Here is a 17006-nt window from a genome sequence, read left to right as displayed (position 1 = left end):
CCTACAAGCTACTCGGCGGACTCAAGCAACGCGTCGACCACAGCAGCAATCCCTTCGCGGTCGCCGTAGCCAATCTCTCCCAGCACTGGCACGCGCAGATGCCGGCGCAGCTCGTCGGCGTTGGACGCGAGGCTCTCGTCGCTCGCCAGGTCCGAGCATTGATTGAGCACCACGCCGGCTACCTCCAGACCATCGCCGAACACGCTGGCGGTGATCACCGTTTGCAGCGTGTCGTTGATCACGCCCAGGCGGTTGGCGGCCACCACCACTAGCGGCAGTCCCAGATCGGCGGCCAGATCGGCGTTGTAGTCTTCCTCGGAAATCGGCGACATCAGCCCGCCGGCGCCCTCGACCAGCACCACGTCGCACGCCGAGAGCCACGGGTCGATGCCGATGCGCAACAGAGTCGCGTCGACCTCGCGACCTTCCATCCGCGCGGCCACGTTCGGCGCCACGGCCGCACGAAACCGCTGAGGGCAGACCTCGCGCAACGAGAGCGGACGCCCGGCCGCCTCCCAAAGCTGCAATGCGTCTTCGGCCACGAGTTCGCCGGAGCCATCGTCCCGACAATCGCTCGCCACCGGCTTGTAAACGCCGACGCGGACCCCCCGCGAGTGCATCTCAGCGGCTACCAGCGACGCCACGTGCGTCTTGCCAACTTCGGTTCCGGTGCCGGTGATGAAGAAGCCACGCATAGAGTCGGGTTCTGTTCCTTATCCGTGGCGATCTACAGTCCCAGAAACTCTTCGGCCAGTTCCTGCAGCGGGGCGCGGTCGAAAGTCATGTCGGTCCAGCGCTCGAGGGCGAGGGCCGTTTCGCTGGCGAACAGTTGCACGCCATCGATGATGGTCGCGCCCTGCTGGTTGGCGAACCTGAGTAACCCGGTCCGCGAGCCACGCAGTCGCGTGTCGACAACGGTCAATTTGTTGGCTGCGTCCGCGGTGTCGATCACTGGGCGCGTCGCCTGATCGTCGCCGTCGGGTGCAAATACCACGATGCTCACACCTTGTGGAGTGCGGACCGTGTTGTCGTCGATCGACACCGGCGAGATGTTCGAGCCAGTGGCTGTGGTGAGTTGCTCGACCAGTTCGGCCAGTTGTCCTTCGTCGCTGTCGGCGATATGCACCGCCACGGCGCCAGCGTCGCACGCACCGGCCGCGATAGATCGGGCGACGCTACCGCTACCGATGACCATCACGGACCGCTCAGCCACCTCGCTCGCACCACCTAACGCGTCGGATAGCGCGGCGCCAAACGTGTTGTCCCCCACCAGCTTGCCTTGCTCGCGGACCAGGCAATCGACCGACCCGGCGGCCTCCGCGCGGGGTGTGAGACTATCGAGATGCTCGACGGCCAAAGTGCGGAACTCGGACGCGACCAGCACTCCGCGGAAGCCAAGCACGTCGAGCCCTTCGAGGGCCTTGCTGAGATTCTCCTCGCCGACTTCGAAGGTCAAGAACCGCCAATCCAGGTCCGCCTGCGCGAGTGCTTGTTCCACCACGTAATGCGTCGGATTGCCGGCGGCGCTAGCGGCGAGGAACGCACATCGTTCGAGCAGGGTTTCGGACACGAGGCGGCGGGTGAAAATCTAGGAGTGAAGTCGAGGACAAAGGCCAATGGGCCGTGCTGCTGGAGGGCGGGTGCTTCGCTAGCTTTTTCGACCCGCGAAACTCCGGTACGCCCCGTCGGCTGTTTGACTTACACTATTCTGACTACCCGACCACGCGGCCGCAACGCCGATGCGGCATTTCGGCCATCCACATCCGGTGAATTGCGACTGTGACCGACGAAAACGACATTCCTGACGACGATTCCCGCACCGCCAAGTGGCAGGTGGGGCCGTTTTCTCTGGGGGTGATCGTGGTGATGGTACTGCTGGATCTGGTGCTGGTCTTTGGCGGGATCGACACCGAACGTGAGGCTTTCATTGAGTTCCTGTATGGAATCACCTTTGGGCAAGCAGGGGCGATCTCCCTTTTGACGTTCTCAAGAGGGACGCGTCAACGATTGCTGGTGGCTGTGGCATCGCTTGTCGGGGGAGGACTCATGGCAGTGCTCGCCATCTTCGGTACCGGTAACTCACTGGATGAAGTTGCCATGTTTGCACTCATCTTCCTTCAGTATCAGCTGGGCATCCTCTGTGGTCTATTCCTTTACGGGATGTTCTTGCAGGGATCGAACCGATCTGACTGGCAGCCTCGTTTTGTGGTGCGCCAGTTATTGGCCATCATGATTATCACGGCTCTGGTAGCAACTATCATCCGAATTGCTCGTGAGGATATCGGTCAACTGATGGACTCAGATACGTGGATTCCTGTTTCGTTGTGGACCGTCACTGCCATCGCGGCAGGCTTGCTGCTCTTAAACCACCCACCAAGCTTGTGGCGGCTAGGCGCATTCGCAGCAGCGGGGCTTGCGATCGGCTATCTATGCAGTCGCCTCATCGACTGGGGCCCGGCCATCTACGTGTCCGTCGTCCAAATGGCCACACTCGCCGTGTGCCTGATCGTGCCGCAGTTCGATCGCTACACATTACGAGTCGCCCTGAAGCCTCGCGACCAACCGCCGAGTGAGCAGCGCCTTGACGAAAACGCATAGCATCTCGCTGGTCGGATCATTCACCATTGTGGCCATCGCCATCGTGGTGTTAATCGACTTGATCGCGCCGCTGGTGATCTCCGATGTCCCGCATCAAGACACTTTCTTGATTGGCCTCAGCTTTGGGCAAATGGGGGCTGCACTGGTATGGGCCTGCGCGGCCGAAGTGCTCACTTGGCGACGTGCTGCGATCTGCTACGCTGTGGCCGCTGTCATGGCGTTGTATTACGTGGTTTGTGCAGGTCCTGGGCTAAACGCGGGCGCCTACGCGATGATTCTCACCATCTGGGCTTCCCACCCTACTATCACTCTGGTTCTGCACCTCGCGTTACGATGGTTCCGCCACCGAGGGCGGCGCGAAACCGAAGCAGGCGAGCAGCCGCCTAGGTTCGGTGTCCGGCACTTGCTGGTGACCAGCGTCGTGATTGCCGGTGGGTCGCTCGTTGTTCGTCTCGCCGTGCCCCAGTTGAATGAGGTGAGTGTCCCCATCGTCGTTATCTTGGTCCTGCAAAGCGCCGCGCTGGCGTTGGTGGCGATCGAACTCCGACGCAGCGCGATAGCCGTTTACTGGCAACTCGGCCTGTTGTTCATCGCCCTTCTCGTTGGAAGTTTCTTGCTCTCGGTCAGTACCGAATGGAATGGTGTCGACTTCGCCAATGTAAGCCAGGGGATTGTGCTATCTCTCACGCTCGTCGCTCCGCACCTCGATCGACATACGGTGCGAATCACGCTAGAGCCGCGGGACGAACTGCCGCCCAAGGAGCAAGAAGACCCCGAATTACTAACGGAATAGATTCCGTTCTACCGGGCCGGTGCGGCGAGCTTTGATCCGCACATAGGGGGCGATGTACTGCGCGCGGTGGGCGAAGGTGCCGCGCTCGGCGTCGGGCTTGGCGTGCAGTGGTTCGAGCAGGTCCTCCACCACAAAGCCCGCACGGCACATGCCGCCGATCAGTTCTTCCCAGCGATGCAAGTACTCGGTGGCTCCTTGCTCTCGCAGCCGCGAAGGCTCGTCGGCCGGCAGCGGATTGTCGCGGTAGTAGGTCTCTTCCACCACGTAGCCGCCCGCTTTCGGCTTCGCTTTGCATTGCAGACTCACCGGCGACTTGTGCTGGCTGACGTACAGCCCTCCGCCGCGAACCACACGGGCCACTTGCTGGTACACGACCGCGATGTCGGGCACGTAGCAGGTGCTCACTGGCTGGATCACCAGGTCGAACTCGCCGGCGGCGAACATCGACAGGTCGGTCATGGAGCCTTCCACGATGCGGAGGTTCAAACGTCGCTCGCGGGCCACCTCGGCGTCCTGGGCAAGCATCGCGCGGCTGATGTCGAGCACCGTGACCTCCGCACCAGCCGCCGCGTACAGCGCGCTTTGCCGCCCGCCACCGGCGGCCAAACAGAGCACGCGCCAACGGTCGATCGACTCGCCCAGCCAGCCCGCCGGGTCGATGGTTGCCAGCGGGTTGACGAAGTCGGCATCGCTAGCTGGTCGCGCAAGCGGCGCTCCGTCCTTCGCCAGGTTGTCCCACGCGCGGGAATTCTGCGACTCGAAGCGACTCACCACGCACCCTGATGTTACGAACCATCGGCAGCCGGACCGCCGCGCGGCCCGTGTTCACCAGAGTCCGTTATACCATTTGCGATCGTGGCCGGTGGAGAATCGGCCTGGTGGTCGCGATAGGGGCAGTGGCGGCATCCGTTGCCGCAGCACTTGCCCCGTCGCAGAAGATAGGCCGCGGTGAACACGACGAACCCCTGCTCAACGTAGTAATCCGCCGTTTCGTCGCGAGCGACCGTCGACACTGTTAGCTCCTCACTCGTCGCCAGACAAACGCAGCGCTGGCGAGTAGCACGAGTGCCACGCTGGCGGGTTCGGGGACGTTGAGCGCGCCGACGGCGTCGAGGTCCAATCCGCCGCTGCCGGTAGTAAGCCAAGTGTCGACAATCGGATTGCCGAGCGAGTCGAGGGAATCGCCGTTGCCGGGAATGTCGACCAACCGGACGTAGCGAATGGCCGACAGATCGACCGAACCGCTGACAACCTCGAACTCAGCGACCAATTCCGCCAGGTCGAACGGCGTGCCAATGCCGGACGGATGAACGCCAGCCAGGTTGTGAATGTTGGTCGTGTCGGCGCCAGCAAAGTTGCGGCCGAAGGGAACCGTCAGTTCATCCGTCTCCAGCACATCGTCGTCGTCCGGTTCGATATTGAGCGAGACTGAGGGAAACCGCGCGAAGTCGGTCCCGTTGCTCGACACTTCCACGAAGGCCAACTCGGCAAAGATGTACGGCGCGGAGAAGAACTCACCGGCGTTCTCGAATACCGCCAGGTCGGGTCCGGCCTTGTCGACAATCGCCTTGGAGAACTGCAGTGTAATCGAACCCGGCAACACTCCCGTTGCAATCTGCGCGGCTTCTAGATCGCCCAGCGAGACCCCCACGCCATCATTGGACCCGAGGGCCACCGACGGATTAGCAAACGCTGCATCCACGCCGGGGGCCGGGGAGTAATCGACGACCGCCGCGGCCCACGATTGGACTTGCGATGGTTGCACCTGATTGGCGACATCCGTAAACGCAGGGTACGGTCCAGCAAGGCCCGAAGTGGCAAATCCAACCGTGGCCAACAATGCCGCTACTGCGCGGCTCGCGATGCTCTTCTTCATTGGTACATTCCTCAGTTGCGAGTTCGCTTGAGAAAGGCTCCCAAGCCTAAAACAAAAAACAGAAACTTATCGAAACTCGGCTCGGGCACTTTCGCGGCGCGGGTCGCTGCCGGTGTGCCTTGGCCAAAGTGCGTCTTCCATACGGTATAGTCGCCTGCGTCTACGGTTCCGTTGCCATCGCCATCGGCTTCGATTCCGTTGGGCACGCTGGCCCCCAAGGTGTTCCGCCACGCGGTGTAGTCGGCCAGGTTGACGACGCCGTCGCCGTTGTAGTCGCCAGCCAGCGAGCTTTCGAAAACCAGATTGTCGATTGCCACGTAGGCGGGCGTATTCATGCCGAACTGGGGATGGATGTCCGACGAGTCGAGGCGCATCTCGAGCCGCGCCAAACCATCCTGCGCCAGCGGCGACAGGTCGACGCTGGTCCACTGCTGGACGATGTAGTCCTGCGCGTTGTCTGCAAAACGATAGTCGGCCAGATAAAACGACACCTCGCCCAGCAGCGTGTCGCTCTCGCTCCAACCTTCGATGCGTAGCAGGAACCAGTCGGGGTCGCTGTCGGACAGACCACCAAACTTTTTGGCAAATGAATCGCCGATGCTCATCGAGAGCGCGGCGTAGGTGGTGTTGGTCACTTCGATCGAGACAGGCCGAGCACCTACGGGCAGAGTGATGGCGGGAATCGCCCCACCGTTACCTGCGTCGTACCCGCTATACGCGATACCAAACTGACTCGACCCGCCCGCCCCGCTGCCGGCGTACGTACTGTACTGATTGCCCGGCCCGGGCGTCGTGGTGTCCGTTGCCCGCGAGTAGGCAAAACCTTCCCAACAGCAGTCGGGCGTGAACGACTCGTAGTTGTTGTTGAACTCCGCACCACCGCTCTCGAACGAGCCATCGAGATTCAAACCGTTCTCGTACTGCACGCTCTGGAGGGACAATTCCTCGAAGTCGATGGTCAACGCCGCCGGTGCATACGGGGCGAGCCCCATGCAAACGCCGATCAGCAGCAACGCACACCAGCGGCGGAGGCAACTACTCATCGATCACCTCCCCTCCGGCCCGCGTGCAGAGCGCCGCCAGCACTTCCAGCGGCAGGTCGTCTGCCAGAAAGTGCACGCTGCCATCGGCGAATACCGCCTGAGCGCCGCCGGGATGGTCGCTGCGAATGTCGTTTTCGAACCCTGGCGCGGCGTTCACAGCAAACGCCTGGTCGAACAGGTTCCGCCCGTTGATCCACTGCCCATCTTCGAACGCGGTATCTTCGGCCACCACAATAGTGTGAGAAGTGCCGTCGGTGATTTCACGCAGCGCGGTCGACTGGTCGATCAACATCACACCCTTGGGCGGGCTGTTGGGCGAGGTGATCCGTTCGCCGTACATGCCGCCGAAGTGCGCAGGGCCGCGACCCGAGGACAATTCCGCACCGCGCGAGGCGCTCGGACAGAGATACATCGGCAGCACCGTGGCCGCGGCTTCGGCATTTACCGGGTGATCGAACGGCAGATCGAGGTCGAGCGAGTCGTACAACGATTGCTGCTCGAGTTGCGGCAGCAAAAACGCCGACCACGCGAGTTGCCTCTCGTCGACGCCCCGCCAGGGTCGCCACTCGGTGCAGCCAACGGGCAGTTCTTCGTGGACATCGTGATAGGCATGCAGGGCGATGCCGATTTGATGCAGTCGGTTCTTGCACGTCGCTCGGCGGGCCGATTCACGCGCGGCCTGTACGGCTGGTAGCAGCAGCGCGACCAGCACGCCGATGATGGCCACGACCACCAACAGCTCGACCAAAGTGAAACCAACACGCCGCGACATATTTACGGAGCAACCGACCATGCGCGCAGAAGCCAACGCAAACCGATGCGCGGCAAACGAAGCACGAGTCGAACGCGTATCCTGTAGGATTGTTGACGCAGCGACTGTCCCTCGCAGTCAATCCGCATGCCACGCGTTGGTAGGTCTTCTGACTCCCGAGAATCGCTGGTTCGGCCTTCTCGCCCAGGTAGCGGGCAATGGCTTCAGAGTCGAACCGCGAGTTTGGTCTCGGTCACAGCGGCGGGGCCGTCCCGGAATTGCACCGGAGTTCCCTGTTGTGTCGGCCGGCAGAAACGATTGCACGACCAACCACCAACACACGAGCAGCCAGTCTAGGGACTCGGACTGTGGATGTCAACCAGCCGATTTTGCCCCACGCCAAAGCCCGCTCCTTCGACCAGTTGGCGGACGCGCTCGTTGGAAATCTCTCCGACCACCACCGCTTGCGGCGGTTCAAGCGTCACCTGGGCGGAGCGCACCTCCGGGTCGCGGCGGAGGTTCGACTCCACTCTGCTCACGCAGCCTTGGCAAGTCATGCCGGTGATCGGCACCGTGGTGGCTAGCTGTTGATCACTGGCGCTCAGCGGCGCGCTACTGGCGAACTTGCGCATCAGGTCGCTCACCGCGAACCAGGCAATCAACACCAACAGCAACACGGCGCTGGCCACGCCCCACCAAGTGACGGGGTGCTCGTGCTGGTGGTCGTGCACGCTTTGGGAACTCAGCACCTGGTCGAAGAACATCCCGGCCGCCATGCTGCCAAGGATGATCGTCAGCAGGTACACCACCAGCGCGCGGCCGCCGATGGTCTTGCGGACTGCGCCGATCGTGGCCGCGTTGGTCGCCGGGCCGGCCATCAGGAACACCAGCGCCGCGCCCGGGGGCAGTCCGCCAGCCACCAGCGCCGCGGCGATCGGCACCGAGGCGGTCGCGCACACGTACAACGGTAGCGACACGGCAAGCGCCGCCGCCATGGCCGCCAGCACGCCATACGCGGCCAGGCCGGTGAGCATCGACTCGGGCACCAACGTGGTAATGGCCGCGGACAAGAGCACACCGATCACCAGCCATCCCCAGATGGAATGCAGGATCTCGAGCGTGTGTTCGAACAACTCGCGCCACGATCGGCGCGGAGCATTGGCCGCTGAGGTCGGACCGACGGTAGGCAGTTCGCTGGTCTTGGGCTCCACCGCGTTGGTCACGATGCCGCCAACGAGTCCAGTCACCAGCGCCGCGACCACTTTAAACAGCGCGAACGGCCAGCCGAGCATCGCCGCGCTCACCAGGATTGAATCCACACCGGTCTGCGGGGTGGAGATCAAGAACCCCACGGTCGCCCCGCGACTGGCTTGCTGCTCGCGCAAACTAATCGCCACGGGAATCACCCCGCACGAACAAAGGGGTAGCGGAACGCCCAGGGCCACCGCTTTGGCGACGCTCCCCCGCCCGCGAAGCTGCCGACGCACGAAGTCGCGCGGCAACAGCACATGCAACAACCCCGCCACCAGCGCGCCCAATAACAACCACGGAGCCAGCTCCAAGGTGGTATGCCAGACGGATTGGAGGAAGGTTTGCATGGAGTTAAGCGAATTACTTGGGTTGGCGGACTGCGTATAATTCTACATCTTGCTGAAGGTCGTTCCACAGTCCATAATTAATGTGGAGGTAGAATCTCAAATGTCCACGGTTCCGCAGTCTTCTTTGTACGACGAATTGCTTGATTTGTTCGCCAACTCGGCGAACAAGCAACAGCTCTTGACCTTTCGGTTGCCCGCCGAAAAGCAGGAACGTCTTGATCTGCTGCTCGCAAAAAATCGCGAAGGCTCTTTGACCGTGGATGAGCAGTTTGAACTCGAAGAGTTTGAGCGGCTAGTACATCTGGGCCGCATGCTCAAGGCCCGTGCGAAACGGACTGAGTCGCGTTGACACTCGCTCATTCGCTTACCTGTTCCAAAAACTCAAGCTTCCACCACTTCAGCATCTGTCCGCCCGGTGTGATCCGCCCGCTCCGTGCGAAACACCGGCAGTTCGAATGTGAAGTCGAGGTTCGGGCCGGGCAGTTTGGCGGTGATGGTCAGGTTCCATCGCACCGGGTCCGATGCGTGGGGATCGCTGGGCTCGACATCGGTGGGAATCGCGAACTGCACGGGGATGGCGGTCTGGGTCCGGTCGTCCTCGTCGAGCGTGCGGTCGATGGTCTGCTCGTCGTGCCACAGCACCACTTGGCGGGAGTGCTTTCCTGAGCGGACGGTTCGCGCGCATTTGAGCCCGACGCGAAAGCCATCGCGTGGGCGGACGCAAGTTGGCAGCAGCACGACGCCAGCCAGTTGCCCGCCGATCTCCCCAGGGATGTTGGCCATGCGAAACTTCGCGTAGGGGAACCGACGCCAACGCAGCAGCATCACACCGGCGAGGTACAGCAGTCCGGCGCCGATGATGTTAAACACGATCAAAACGCCAATTGCGATCGGTGTCGCCCGCTTATCGACCAGCAGCATTCCCACCGCAGAGGTCCAACAGAGCGCGTTCCAGACCATCGCCAGGATGAACGTCGACCAGAAACAACCGCTGCCCGAGACACGGATCACACCCGCGCGCCAGTCCTCGCGCCACAGCCACGGCTTGTCGGGCTGTTGGGTTGCTACGGCCGACTCGCCTTTGAGCTGCCTGCCAGTGATCACCACCCCCACCAGCCCGCCGATGCCGACCAGGCCGAAGATGAAGCCGAAGGCTGCTTTCAAGGCGAGCATCTCGGGGCGCAGTTCACGCAGCAGCACTGCTTCGTTGGGATTGCTTGGATTCACATACACCACCACGTTCCGCTCTGCATCTTTGGCTTCCTTGAGTCGGCGGTAGTTGCGCTTCTGGTAGGTGCCCAGGTTGTCGCCCATCTGGTGGAGCGCCACACGGTCGCCAGTGTACTGCCGCCCGTCGTAGGTGTATTCGTACTTGGCACGAATCCGCTCGGTCTCTTCGCCATGCTGCAACTCGAGCGAAAGCAGCCGCGCGGAGGCTTCCTCCCAATGCTGCATCCGCTGCCAATCGAACAGCGTCCAGAGTGTCAGCCCGATCATCACCGCACCGACCAACGCAAACGGCAGCAGAAACAACACAGCGCAACCGGTGCCTCGGCTTGACGGGCGTTGGGTGTTGTTGGTCATGACAGCTGTGGGGAAAGGACCGGGCGAAGGGGCCTTTCAAACCATAGCACACGGAACGAGGCTCGAATTCACGCATGTACGAGGCGTTTTGGCAGGTCCCTAGCCATACAATCCAACACTGTAGACGGAGAAATCGCGGTTGTAGTAGACCTCGATTTCGTGCCCCATGAACAAGTCCGACTTCCCCGTGCCGTACCAAGCGTAGGGACGATCCTCGCGAAACAGCCAAGTCAGGTTCGTTAACTGGAGCTTGCCAATAAACCTCTCTCTTGTATACGGCGGTCCAGCTTCTCGCCACACATCGTTAAACGTTTCGAGCAACTCCTCCGCGATTGCTTCGCGGCTGGCAGCATCAATCTCCTCCAGTCGTTCTACATAGCTACGAACATGCTCAACCAACTGCTCATCTGGCTGGCCTGCCATTGGGGCAATAAGAATTTTGCACTTTGGCAGTTTGCTCCACGGCAGCCGAAAGCGTTTGGCAACCGGCACTGCAACTGTGGCTTCCCAAATCTCCTCTTCCGGCGAGTATCGAAATGTTCCAATGCCGGGAACTTCAACCACTGGCAATTCACCAAATTCGAGAAACGGTGATTCATCGACCGCCGCTCGTATTAGCCGTTGGGCAGTCGCCACGATGTCGGCGAGGTATTGTGATTTGCCTTCGGTACCCAGTGGAGTGGTGATCTCGATATCAACGCAAGAGGTGTCAGGATTCCACTCCAACGAGGCACGGCAATCGTACTCGCTTTGCAACTTGGACTCTAACGCACCAAAGTTGGGTGCGTCGCCATCCGAGACAATGGTTCCGAGGTGAGAAGAGGTACTCACTCCATCGGAGGTTTTGGAGACGCTAATCAAGATTGACCTCCTAGTCCCTTCTGCAGCAACTCACCAAAACGCAAAAAGCCCCGACCAAGCTTGGTCGGGGCTTCTGGGTCGTTCACATGTTTTCCATGTGAGTTTCTTAGTCGTCAAACAAATCTTTTCGGTCCGAAAAGTCTGGCTTGACAAAAATCAGTCCAAGAACCCGAGCAACTCCGCACTGCGGCTGGGTTGCTGGAGCTTGCGGACCGCTTTGGCTTCGATTTGGCGGATACGCTCGCGGGTCACTTTGAAGATGTGGCCCACTTCTTCCAGCGTGTAGCTGTAACCGTCGCCGAGGCCGTAACGGAGCTTGATGATCTCGCGTTCGCGGTAGCTCAGGGTCTTCAGCACCGCGGTGATGCGGGTGCGAAGCATTTCCTGTGCGGCGCCGATGGCCGGGCTTTCGGCTCCGCCGTCAGGCAGCAGGTCGCCGAAGTGGCTGTCCTCGCTGTTGCCCACCGGGCGGTCGAGGCTGATCGGGTAGCGGCTCATCGCCAGCACGCGACGGGCTTCTTCCACGGTGCAATCAGCGGCGCGGGCGGTCTCTTCCAGCGTCGGCTCGCGGCCCAAACGCTGCAAGAGCATCCGCGACACGTTGCGGACGCGGCTCATCGTTTCGACCATGTGAACCGGAATGCGGATGGTGCGACTCTGGTCGGCCACGGCGCGAGTGATCGCCTGGCGAATCCACCACGTGGCGTAGGTACAGAACTTGAAACCGCGGCGGTATTCGAACTTGTCGACCGCACGCATCAAGCCGGCGTTGCCTTCCTGAATCAGATCGAGGAACGACAGACCGCGGTTGCGATACTTCTTGGCGATCGAAACCACCAAACGCAGGTTGCCTTCCGACAGGCCACGCTTAGCCCGCTGGTACTTGGAGTACACGGCCTTCAAATCACTCACGCGGCGGCGAAGACTCGTAGGCGTCTCCTGCAGCGTGCGAAGGATGTTGCGGTACTCGACCAGCACCGGCTTCCGCTCGCTCATCGGGCGGCGGTCCTTCTTCATCTTGTCGAGTTGCGACTGCAGTTGATCGATCCGCTCGCTGAACTGCTCCAGCGTTTCGATCATCGGCTCGATCCGCTGCGTGCGGAGGCCGAGCTCTTCCACCAGGATCACCGCACGACAGCGGCGGCGGCTCAAACGCTTCCAGGCGGCGCGACGCTCGGCCATCTTGTACGACTTGCTGGTCGCGATGCGATAGTCGTCGGCGTTCTGCTCCAGCAGCACCTCGAGCGTCCGCAGGTTGTGCGGCATGCGGCCCATGATCTGCTCTTTTTCCAGCCGATCGGTCACCGACACCTGCACGGTGCGGTCGAACGGCAGCTCGCCGCGATGCACGCGGCCCAGCACCTTCACGGCGCTGCGGATCACGTAGTCGCAGGCCAAGAGCTTGCGGCGGAATGCGGCGCGAGTGTTTTCGATACGACGCGCCAGCGAGATTTCTTCTTTACGGGTCAGCAGCGGGATCTCGCCCATCTGCGTCAGATACATGCGCACCGGGTCGTCCGACCACGACTCGTTATCACTGCCATCCAGCAGGCCTTCCTCGTCGCTATCGTCTTCATCGTTAATGCTACCCGCGGCGTTGACGTTTACTTCGTCATCGTCCTCGCCCTCCTTGCCCGAGCGAATGTGCCCGGCCAATTGGCTAACGTCGTCGCTCGACACATCCGAGTCATCTTCGAGCGTGTGATCGAGTAAGGTATCGTACAAAGTTGAGGCTCCTACCTTGATGAACAAACTCGCAACAACCGAGCCAGCTCCTATGTGCTAACTCACAATGTATTGCCAGGGGTTGCTACAGCTATCGAACATCCCTCCGCACTGCAGCGCGGACGGGTTGTGGTTGTAAAACCAAAGCCTTACGCAACAAGCGATGCGCTTGCAGCGGTAGGCGACACACAATTTTAACACCAAGCACCTGCACGGCTGTTGCCGCCAAGCATTTGGTAAGAAGTTCTACTGAGGAAAACATTTGCACCTCTACCGCTTAAACCATCGGTGGGCGATCCAGTGTCGTTGCCAGGAGCATTAACTCCAACAATCGCAACGAAGCAATGGAACAGGTTAGTGAAACTGCGCAGGCTCTCTTATCTCAAGTCGAGTTGCTCGGCATTTACTCCGCACTCCATAGCGAGCGTGGATGCGTCGCGTCTCGATTCAATAATCAAACATCGCCTGGGCAGCAGCGGCGGTGTGTTATCCCCGGTCACTGTCTCAATTAATCTGCACGACGCCAAAGGGTGATCGCCGCGAGCCGCATTGTGAGAAAGGCTCCGCGAAATGTTCCCATCACCCGCCAGCTAAGCTGTGCAAATTCTCCACTCCCATCCGTCCGTCGCGCATACGACGGCTTCTTCCGTGAAAGTCAAATCCCATCCTCGGGATTTGGCTGGACAGAGCGGTACCAGTAGGGTGGGATGGCAGCAATCCCCCTGATCTGGTCCTCTAATTGTAAGCACCCCACTAATCGGGTCCATAGGCAAAAAGCGAAAAACGGAGTACATTAGCCCGAATTCGGATACCCCCTGTCCCCGCACCAGCGCAGGGTAAACCGCGAGTCGCCGCACCCCGTTCGGCAGCGTACACTGGTTCTGCTGAAGCCGAGCCACCAGGACCAAGCCCCCCAGTTTAGTGGGGCTGCCTTCTTCCGCCACCGCCTACGACGCCCCAACTCGATGGCCGACAAATACTTAGTTCCCTGCACCTGCGGCAAATCGGTGAGCGTGACGGTGCATCAAGCCGGCTCGCGGGTGCCCTGCGTTTGCGGAACACCGGTCGATGTGCCCCCATTGCGGAAACTCCGCACGCTCGAGCGAGACGAGCAAATCGCCGAAGAAGCGACTGCCGCCTGGACCGCGCAACACTCGTTCGCGTTTGGCGGCACCGTGCTGACTCTCGCGCTGCTCGCCGTGGCAGGGTGGATGACCGCAACGCAGCCTGAAACACCCGACTTCGGTAAGGGCTACCAACAGCAGCTTGCCGCGCGTACGGACGTGATGCTCGAAAAGGGAAAACCTATCGATTTCTGGATGAATTGGTTACATAGCGAACCCACACTCACGGAGTACGGTTTCGACGAGATCTCCACTGCCCAGGAAGTAAGCTACCAGCAACAGCTCGACGAGCGGCTGATGCATCGCAATATTGTCTTGGGCTTGGCTGGCGTGGTGGTCGTGCTTACGGTGGTGGGTGGTACGGCTTGGCCAAAGTCGACTTCCTCGTCTGCTTCGCCAAATTGAGCGGGCACTAACTTTGCTCTTGCGACGCGCCGAGCACTTGCGACCATTCGGTGTGGGGCACTTGTTCCCATCGCCCTGCGAGACCCTCGCGGCGGGCGACTTCCACCACGGGGCCACCTTCGCCAGCGGTGATCACCAGCAGTCGCCGCCACCAACCGATGGCCATCACGCGGACTAGTTCGCCCAGCTTGCCCGCGCGGAACTTCCGGTACTGTTTAAGCGTTGGAAACTGCTCGGTGAGTCCCGCTACCCAAGTGTCCGTCGGCTTCGCTGCTGGAAGTTCTCGACACGCTTTGCACACCCCGCCAGAGACCGCCAAGCGACTGACCGACTGCTGGCATGCATGGCAGGTGGCCATCTCGTCTTTTAACACATGCTCGCCCGAGACCGGACACTTCGACGCCAGGCGGGGGTCGACTTGCTTGCCGGTCACGCCGCACTTCACTCGCTCGCACTCCAGCACGCTGGCGCCCGACTCCTCGCAGGTCGCAATGGCCTCGGCCGCGACGATGCGACCATCGTCGATTGCCGCCAGGTGATAGCTGTCGCGCCCGCTGGCCGCGCAGCGAAACGGCGGCGCGGCGATCGTTCGCGTCCAGTCGCCAAACCGCACCCTGGCACACTGCTCGCCGATGTCGAATTGCAGCGCGCCCTCGGCACGTTTGGCCACGATAACCGTCAGCGCCATGAATCGTTCGGCGGCCGTGTCGCACGGCTCGGCAAGCGACTCCACCTGCGGCCGGCTGTAGGGCGAAGTGTCGCTCGCCAGCGGCGACACTTCCACCAGCCCGAGCTGCTCGAGTTGCGACTCGGACACCGGCTTCATCGTGTGATCGAAATAGCGATGCTCGACCATCGATGCATCGTCGCTCGCGAGCGTGGTCACGCGGAGGAACGGCACATCGATCAAACGACAACCCGCCAGATGCATCTGCCCGCCATCCACCTGGTAGGCGTCAAACAAGCGGCTGGAGAACTCATGCACCGACTCGGGCTGCGAAGCGGGCCGCGCGACCAGTGCTCCGCGCTCCAGCGCCGCGAGGTTCCACAACCAGTGACCTCCATCGATCGGCGAGGTCACCTTGCGCGGCAGTGGGTCGATCTTCTCACTCGCCACCGCGACGCGCGTTTGATAAGGCCGCGGCCAGGCGGGATGCTCGCGATGCTCGAACTCCAGCGTTGCCACCCCATCGGCCACCGTGTGCTGCACTTCAAGCACATCAGCAGCAAACTCCACAAACGAAGCGAGCGACTCGCGATGCACCACGGCATCCGAGGCAGTCGACTCGACAGCGGTTGGAGTTTGCAACTCGTTCATTGGTTGATGGTAAAAGACACTGTGTCAATCTCTGGGAAGCGGAGCCAATGTTGTGTCATCCTGAGGGAAGTGGAGCCAATGTGGTGTCATCCTGAGGGAAGCGGAGCGCCCCGAAGGATCTACGTTGCCAAACCGTCACACGGTCGTACCTTGGGGAGCCTGATCGACCAAGCTCCCAAGTGCACCAAAGCCGACAGCAACTCAAGCCAGATTCCTCGGTCGTGGCTCCCGTCGGAATGACACGGATGTCTCTCTTACTCTCTAAACCCGCGGCTAGCGCCGTCGGATCACTTCTTTCGCAACACGTACACCACGTCTTCCGTCTCGGGTCCTATCTTAACCGGTCGGTCAATGTTGTAGGCAAAGTCGTAGGTCTCCAGCACCTCTAGAGAGGGGACGCTACTGAGCAAATCGGCCATTTGGCGGGCCGTGTAGATTCGAAAATCCGCACAATTTACCAGTCGGAACGTGCGGGTAGGTGTATAAACGTCAAAACTCATCCTCACCCGCTCGATCCGCTTGCGGCGGTTGTGTTCGACGGTCCACAGGCGCGACAAAACCGTCAAATTCCCTCGCCGGGCGTGCCAGCTCTCTTCGTCCATCGGCTCGCCGCGAGTCGGCGTCAGGTGCAGCCCCAGCGCGTACAGCCCGCCTTTGCGCAGTGCCTTGGAGACGCACTCCAGATGCCGCCGAGCGTGATCCTCGCTGGGCAGGTGGCGAAACGTGTTGATCATGTTGAACGCGGCATCGAATTTCTTCTTTCCTTTGAAGTCGGCGACCGTAAAGTCGCACATGTCGCCTACCACGGCGGTTCGCGGGAAACCATGTTTCTCCAAACGGTCGTTGCAGTACTCCACGGCCGGCTCCGCCAGATCGTTGCCGGCCACCTCGAACCCCGCCTGCGCCAGGCGGTACATCAGCCGCCCGGTGCCGCACCCTGGTTCGAACAACCGGCGGAACTTCCCGCTGCCATGCTTCGCAAACACCGCCTGCAGGAACGCCAGCTCCGCCCCCCAGTCCGACCCGAACACCAGGTCGTAGTACTTGGGGTAGTTGTACAAATCGTCTTGGATGATTTCTTGCATGCGCTCGTTAGCGTTGAGTTTGTTTTGTCGCAGTAATGTCGCAGTGCGCGGCAAAACGATTCACTGCGACTTTACTCGTCGGGTTTTGTCGCACCCCGTGTGGAGAATACCCTTCAATTACAGGCTAAACCATTCGGGGGGTGCGACATTACTCCAGGGGTTGTTGCGCTCGGTTCGCCGCAGGTGCGACAAAACTCGTTTTCGGCCACGGTGCGCGCGATTCGATCCAGCGGCCGACGCACCTG

Annotated in this window: 17 protein-coding genes and 1 riboswitch; of the genes, 4 read left to right on the top strand and 13 right to left on the bottom strand. The window is 61.1% G+C overall.

Features of this window, described 5'->3' with window-relative positions; genetic code table 11:
* Nucleotides 1-8: 8 nt before the first annotated feature.
* Complete coding sequence (gene bioD / locus ACQK2L_RS09350) at nt 9-695, bottom strand: dethiobiotin synthase (protein WP_425396684.1); 687 nt, start codon at nt 693-695, stop codon at nt 9-11.
* Nucleotides 696-727: 32 nt separating this feature from the next.
* Entirely contained in the window at nt 728-1570 is an 843-nt protein-coding gene (locus ACQK2L_RS09345; RefSeq protein WP_425396683.1) for a shikimate dehydrogenase family protein, read from the bottom strand.
* A gap of 209 nt (nt 1571-1779) precedes the next feature.
* Here ACQK2L_RS09345 and ACQK2L_RS09340 point away from each other — a divergent pair, with 209 nt between their 5' ends.
* The gene (locus ACQK2L_RS09340) at nt 1780-2598 is read left to right on the top strand and encodes a hypothetical protein (protein ID WP_425396682.1); all 819 of its coding nucleotides are present in this window, start codon (nt 1780-1782) and stop codon (nt 2596-2598) included.
* The gene (locus ACQK2L_RS09335) at nt 2582-3391 is read left to right on the top strand and encodes a hypothetical protein (RefSeq protein ID WP_425396681.1); all 810 of its coding nucleotides are present in this window, start codon (nt 2582-2584) and stop codon (nt 3389-3391) included. The genes ACQK2L_RS09340 and ACQK2L_RS09335 overlap by 17 nt, the downstream gene beginning before the upstream one ends.
* Here the strand turns inward: ACQK2L_RS09335 and ACQK2L_RS09330 are convergent.
* From ACQK2L_RS09330 to ACQK2L_RS09305, 6 genes are all read right to left on the bottom strand, one after another.
* Nucleotides 3380-4162: a class I SAM-dependent methyltransferase gene (locus tag ACQK2L_RS09330; protein ID WP_425396680.1), complete on the bottom strand. Its 783-nt coding sequence runs from the start codon at nt 4160-4162 to the stop codon at nt 3380-3382. The two genes, ACQK2L_RS09335 and ACQK2L_RS09330, sit on opposite strands and share 12 nt — an antisense overlap.
* A gap of 14 nt (nt 4163-4176) precedes the next feature.
* Complete coding sequence (locus ACQK2L_RS09325) at nt 4177-4404, bottom strand: DUF5522 domain-containing protein (protein WP_425396679.1); 228 nt, start codon at nt 4402-4404, stop codon at nt 4177-4179.
* A 2-nt stretch (nt 4405-4406) separates the two neighbouring features.
* Nucleotides 4407-5267 carry a PEP-CTERM sorting domain-containing protein gene (locus tag ACQK2L_RS09320; RefSeq protein ID WP_425396678.1) on the bottom strand — a complete coding sequence of 287 codons (861 nt, stop codon included), beginning with the start codon at nt 5265-5267 and terminating at the stop codon, nt 4407-4409.
* An 11-nt stretch (nt 5268-5278) separates the two neighbouring features.
* Nucleotides 5279-6310 carry a DUF4465 domain-containing protein gene (locus ACQK2L_RS09315; protein ID WP_425396677.1) on the bottom strand — a complete coding sequence of 344 codons (1032 nt, stop codon included), beginning with the start codon at nt 6308-6310 and terminating at the stop codon, nt 5279-5281.
* On the bottom strand, nt 6303-7082 hold the full coding sequence (locus ACQK2L_RS09310) for a DUF1559 domain-containing protein (protein WP_425396676.1): 780 nt from the start codon (nt 7080-7082) through the stop codon (nt 6303-6305). Before ACQK2L_RS09310 ends, ACQK2L_RS09315 begins: the two co-directional genes overlap by 8 nt.
* 121 nt (nt 7083-7203) lie before the next feature.
* Nucleotides 7204-7414: riboswitch (cobalamin riboswitch) on the bottom strand.
* Nucleotides 7415-8659, bottom strand: coding sequence for a permease (locus ACQK2L_RS09305; protein WP_425396675.1), 1245 nt, complete (start codon nt 8657-8659; stop codon nt 7415-7417).
* A 100-nt stretch (nt 8660-8759) separates the two neighbouring features.
* Between ACQK2L_RS09305 and ACQK2L_RS09300 the strand changes: the two genes are divergently transcribed.
* Complete coding sequence (locus ACQK2L_RS09300) at nt 8760-9008, top strand: hypothetical protein (protein WP_425396674.1); 249 nt, start codon at nt 8760-8762, stop codon at nt 9006-9008.
* Nucleotides 9009-9040: 32 nt separating this feature from the next.
* Here the strand turns inward: ACQK2L_RS09300 and ACQK2L_RS09295 are convergent, their stop codons facing one another.
* The 3 genes from ACQK2L_RS09295 to ACQK2L_RS09285 all read right to left on the bottom strand — a co-directional run bounded on the left by ACQK2L_RS09295 (nt 9041) and on the right by ACQK2L_RS09285 (nt 12829).
* Nucleotides 9041-10243: a DUF3592 domain-containing protein gene (locus tag ACQK2L_RS09295; RefSeq protein ID WP_425396673.1), complete on the bottom strand. Its 1203-nt coding sequence runs from the start codon at nt 10241-10243 to the stop codon at nt 9041-9043.
* A 99-nt stretch (nt 10244-10342) separates the two neighbouring features.
* The gene (locus tag ACQK2L_RS09290; protein WP_425396672.1) at nt 10343-11104 is read right to left on the bottom strand and encodes a DUF2262 domain-containing protein; all 762 of its coding nucleotides are present in this window, start codon (nt 11102-11104) and stop codon (nt 10343-10345) included.
* Nucleotides 11105-11260: 156 nt separating this feature from the next.
* Entirely contained in the window at nt 11261-12829 is a 1569-nt protein-coding gene (locus tag ACQK2L_RS09285; RefSeq protein WP_425396671.1) for a sigma-70 family RNA polymerase sigma factor, read from the bottom strand.
* A gap of 965 nt (nt 12830-13794) precedes the next feature.
* On the opposite strand from ACQK2L_RS09285, the gene ACQK2L_RS09280 reads away from it, so the two are divergent.
* A complete protein-coding gene (locus ACQK2L_RS09280; protein ID WP_425396670.1) occupies nt 13795-14358 on the top strand; it encodes a hypothetical protein in 564 nt (187 codons plus the stop codon).
* A gap of 7 nt (nt 14359-14365) precedes the next feature.
* Here the strand turns inward: ACQK2L_RS09280 and ACQK2L_RS09275 are convergent, their stop codons facing one another.
* Together ACQK2L_RS09275 and ACQK2L_RS09270 are read right to left on the bottom strand one after the other, a co-directional pair.
* On the bottom strand, nt 14366-15676 hold the full coding sequence (locus tag ACQK2L_RS09275; protein ID WP_425396669.1) for a hypothetical protein: 1311 nt from the start codon (nt 15674-15676) through the stop codon (nt 14366-14368).
* A 287-nt stretch (nt 15677-15963) separates the two neighbouring features.
* Entirely contained in the window at nt 15964-16761 is a 798-nt protein-coding gene (locus tag ACQK2L_RS09270; RefSeq protein ID WP_425396668.1) for a class I SAM-dependent methyltransferase, read from the bottom strand.
* Nucleotides 16762-17006 lie beyond the last annotated feature (245 nt).

Source organism: Aeoliella sp. (genome assembly GCF_965227375.1).
Lineage (GTDB): Bacteria > Planctomycetota > Planctomycetia > Pirellulales > Lacipirellulaceae > Aeoliella.
The sequence above is the reverse complement of the archived record's forward strand: the minus strand, read 5'-3'. Positions and strand labels throughout refer to the sequence as shown.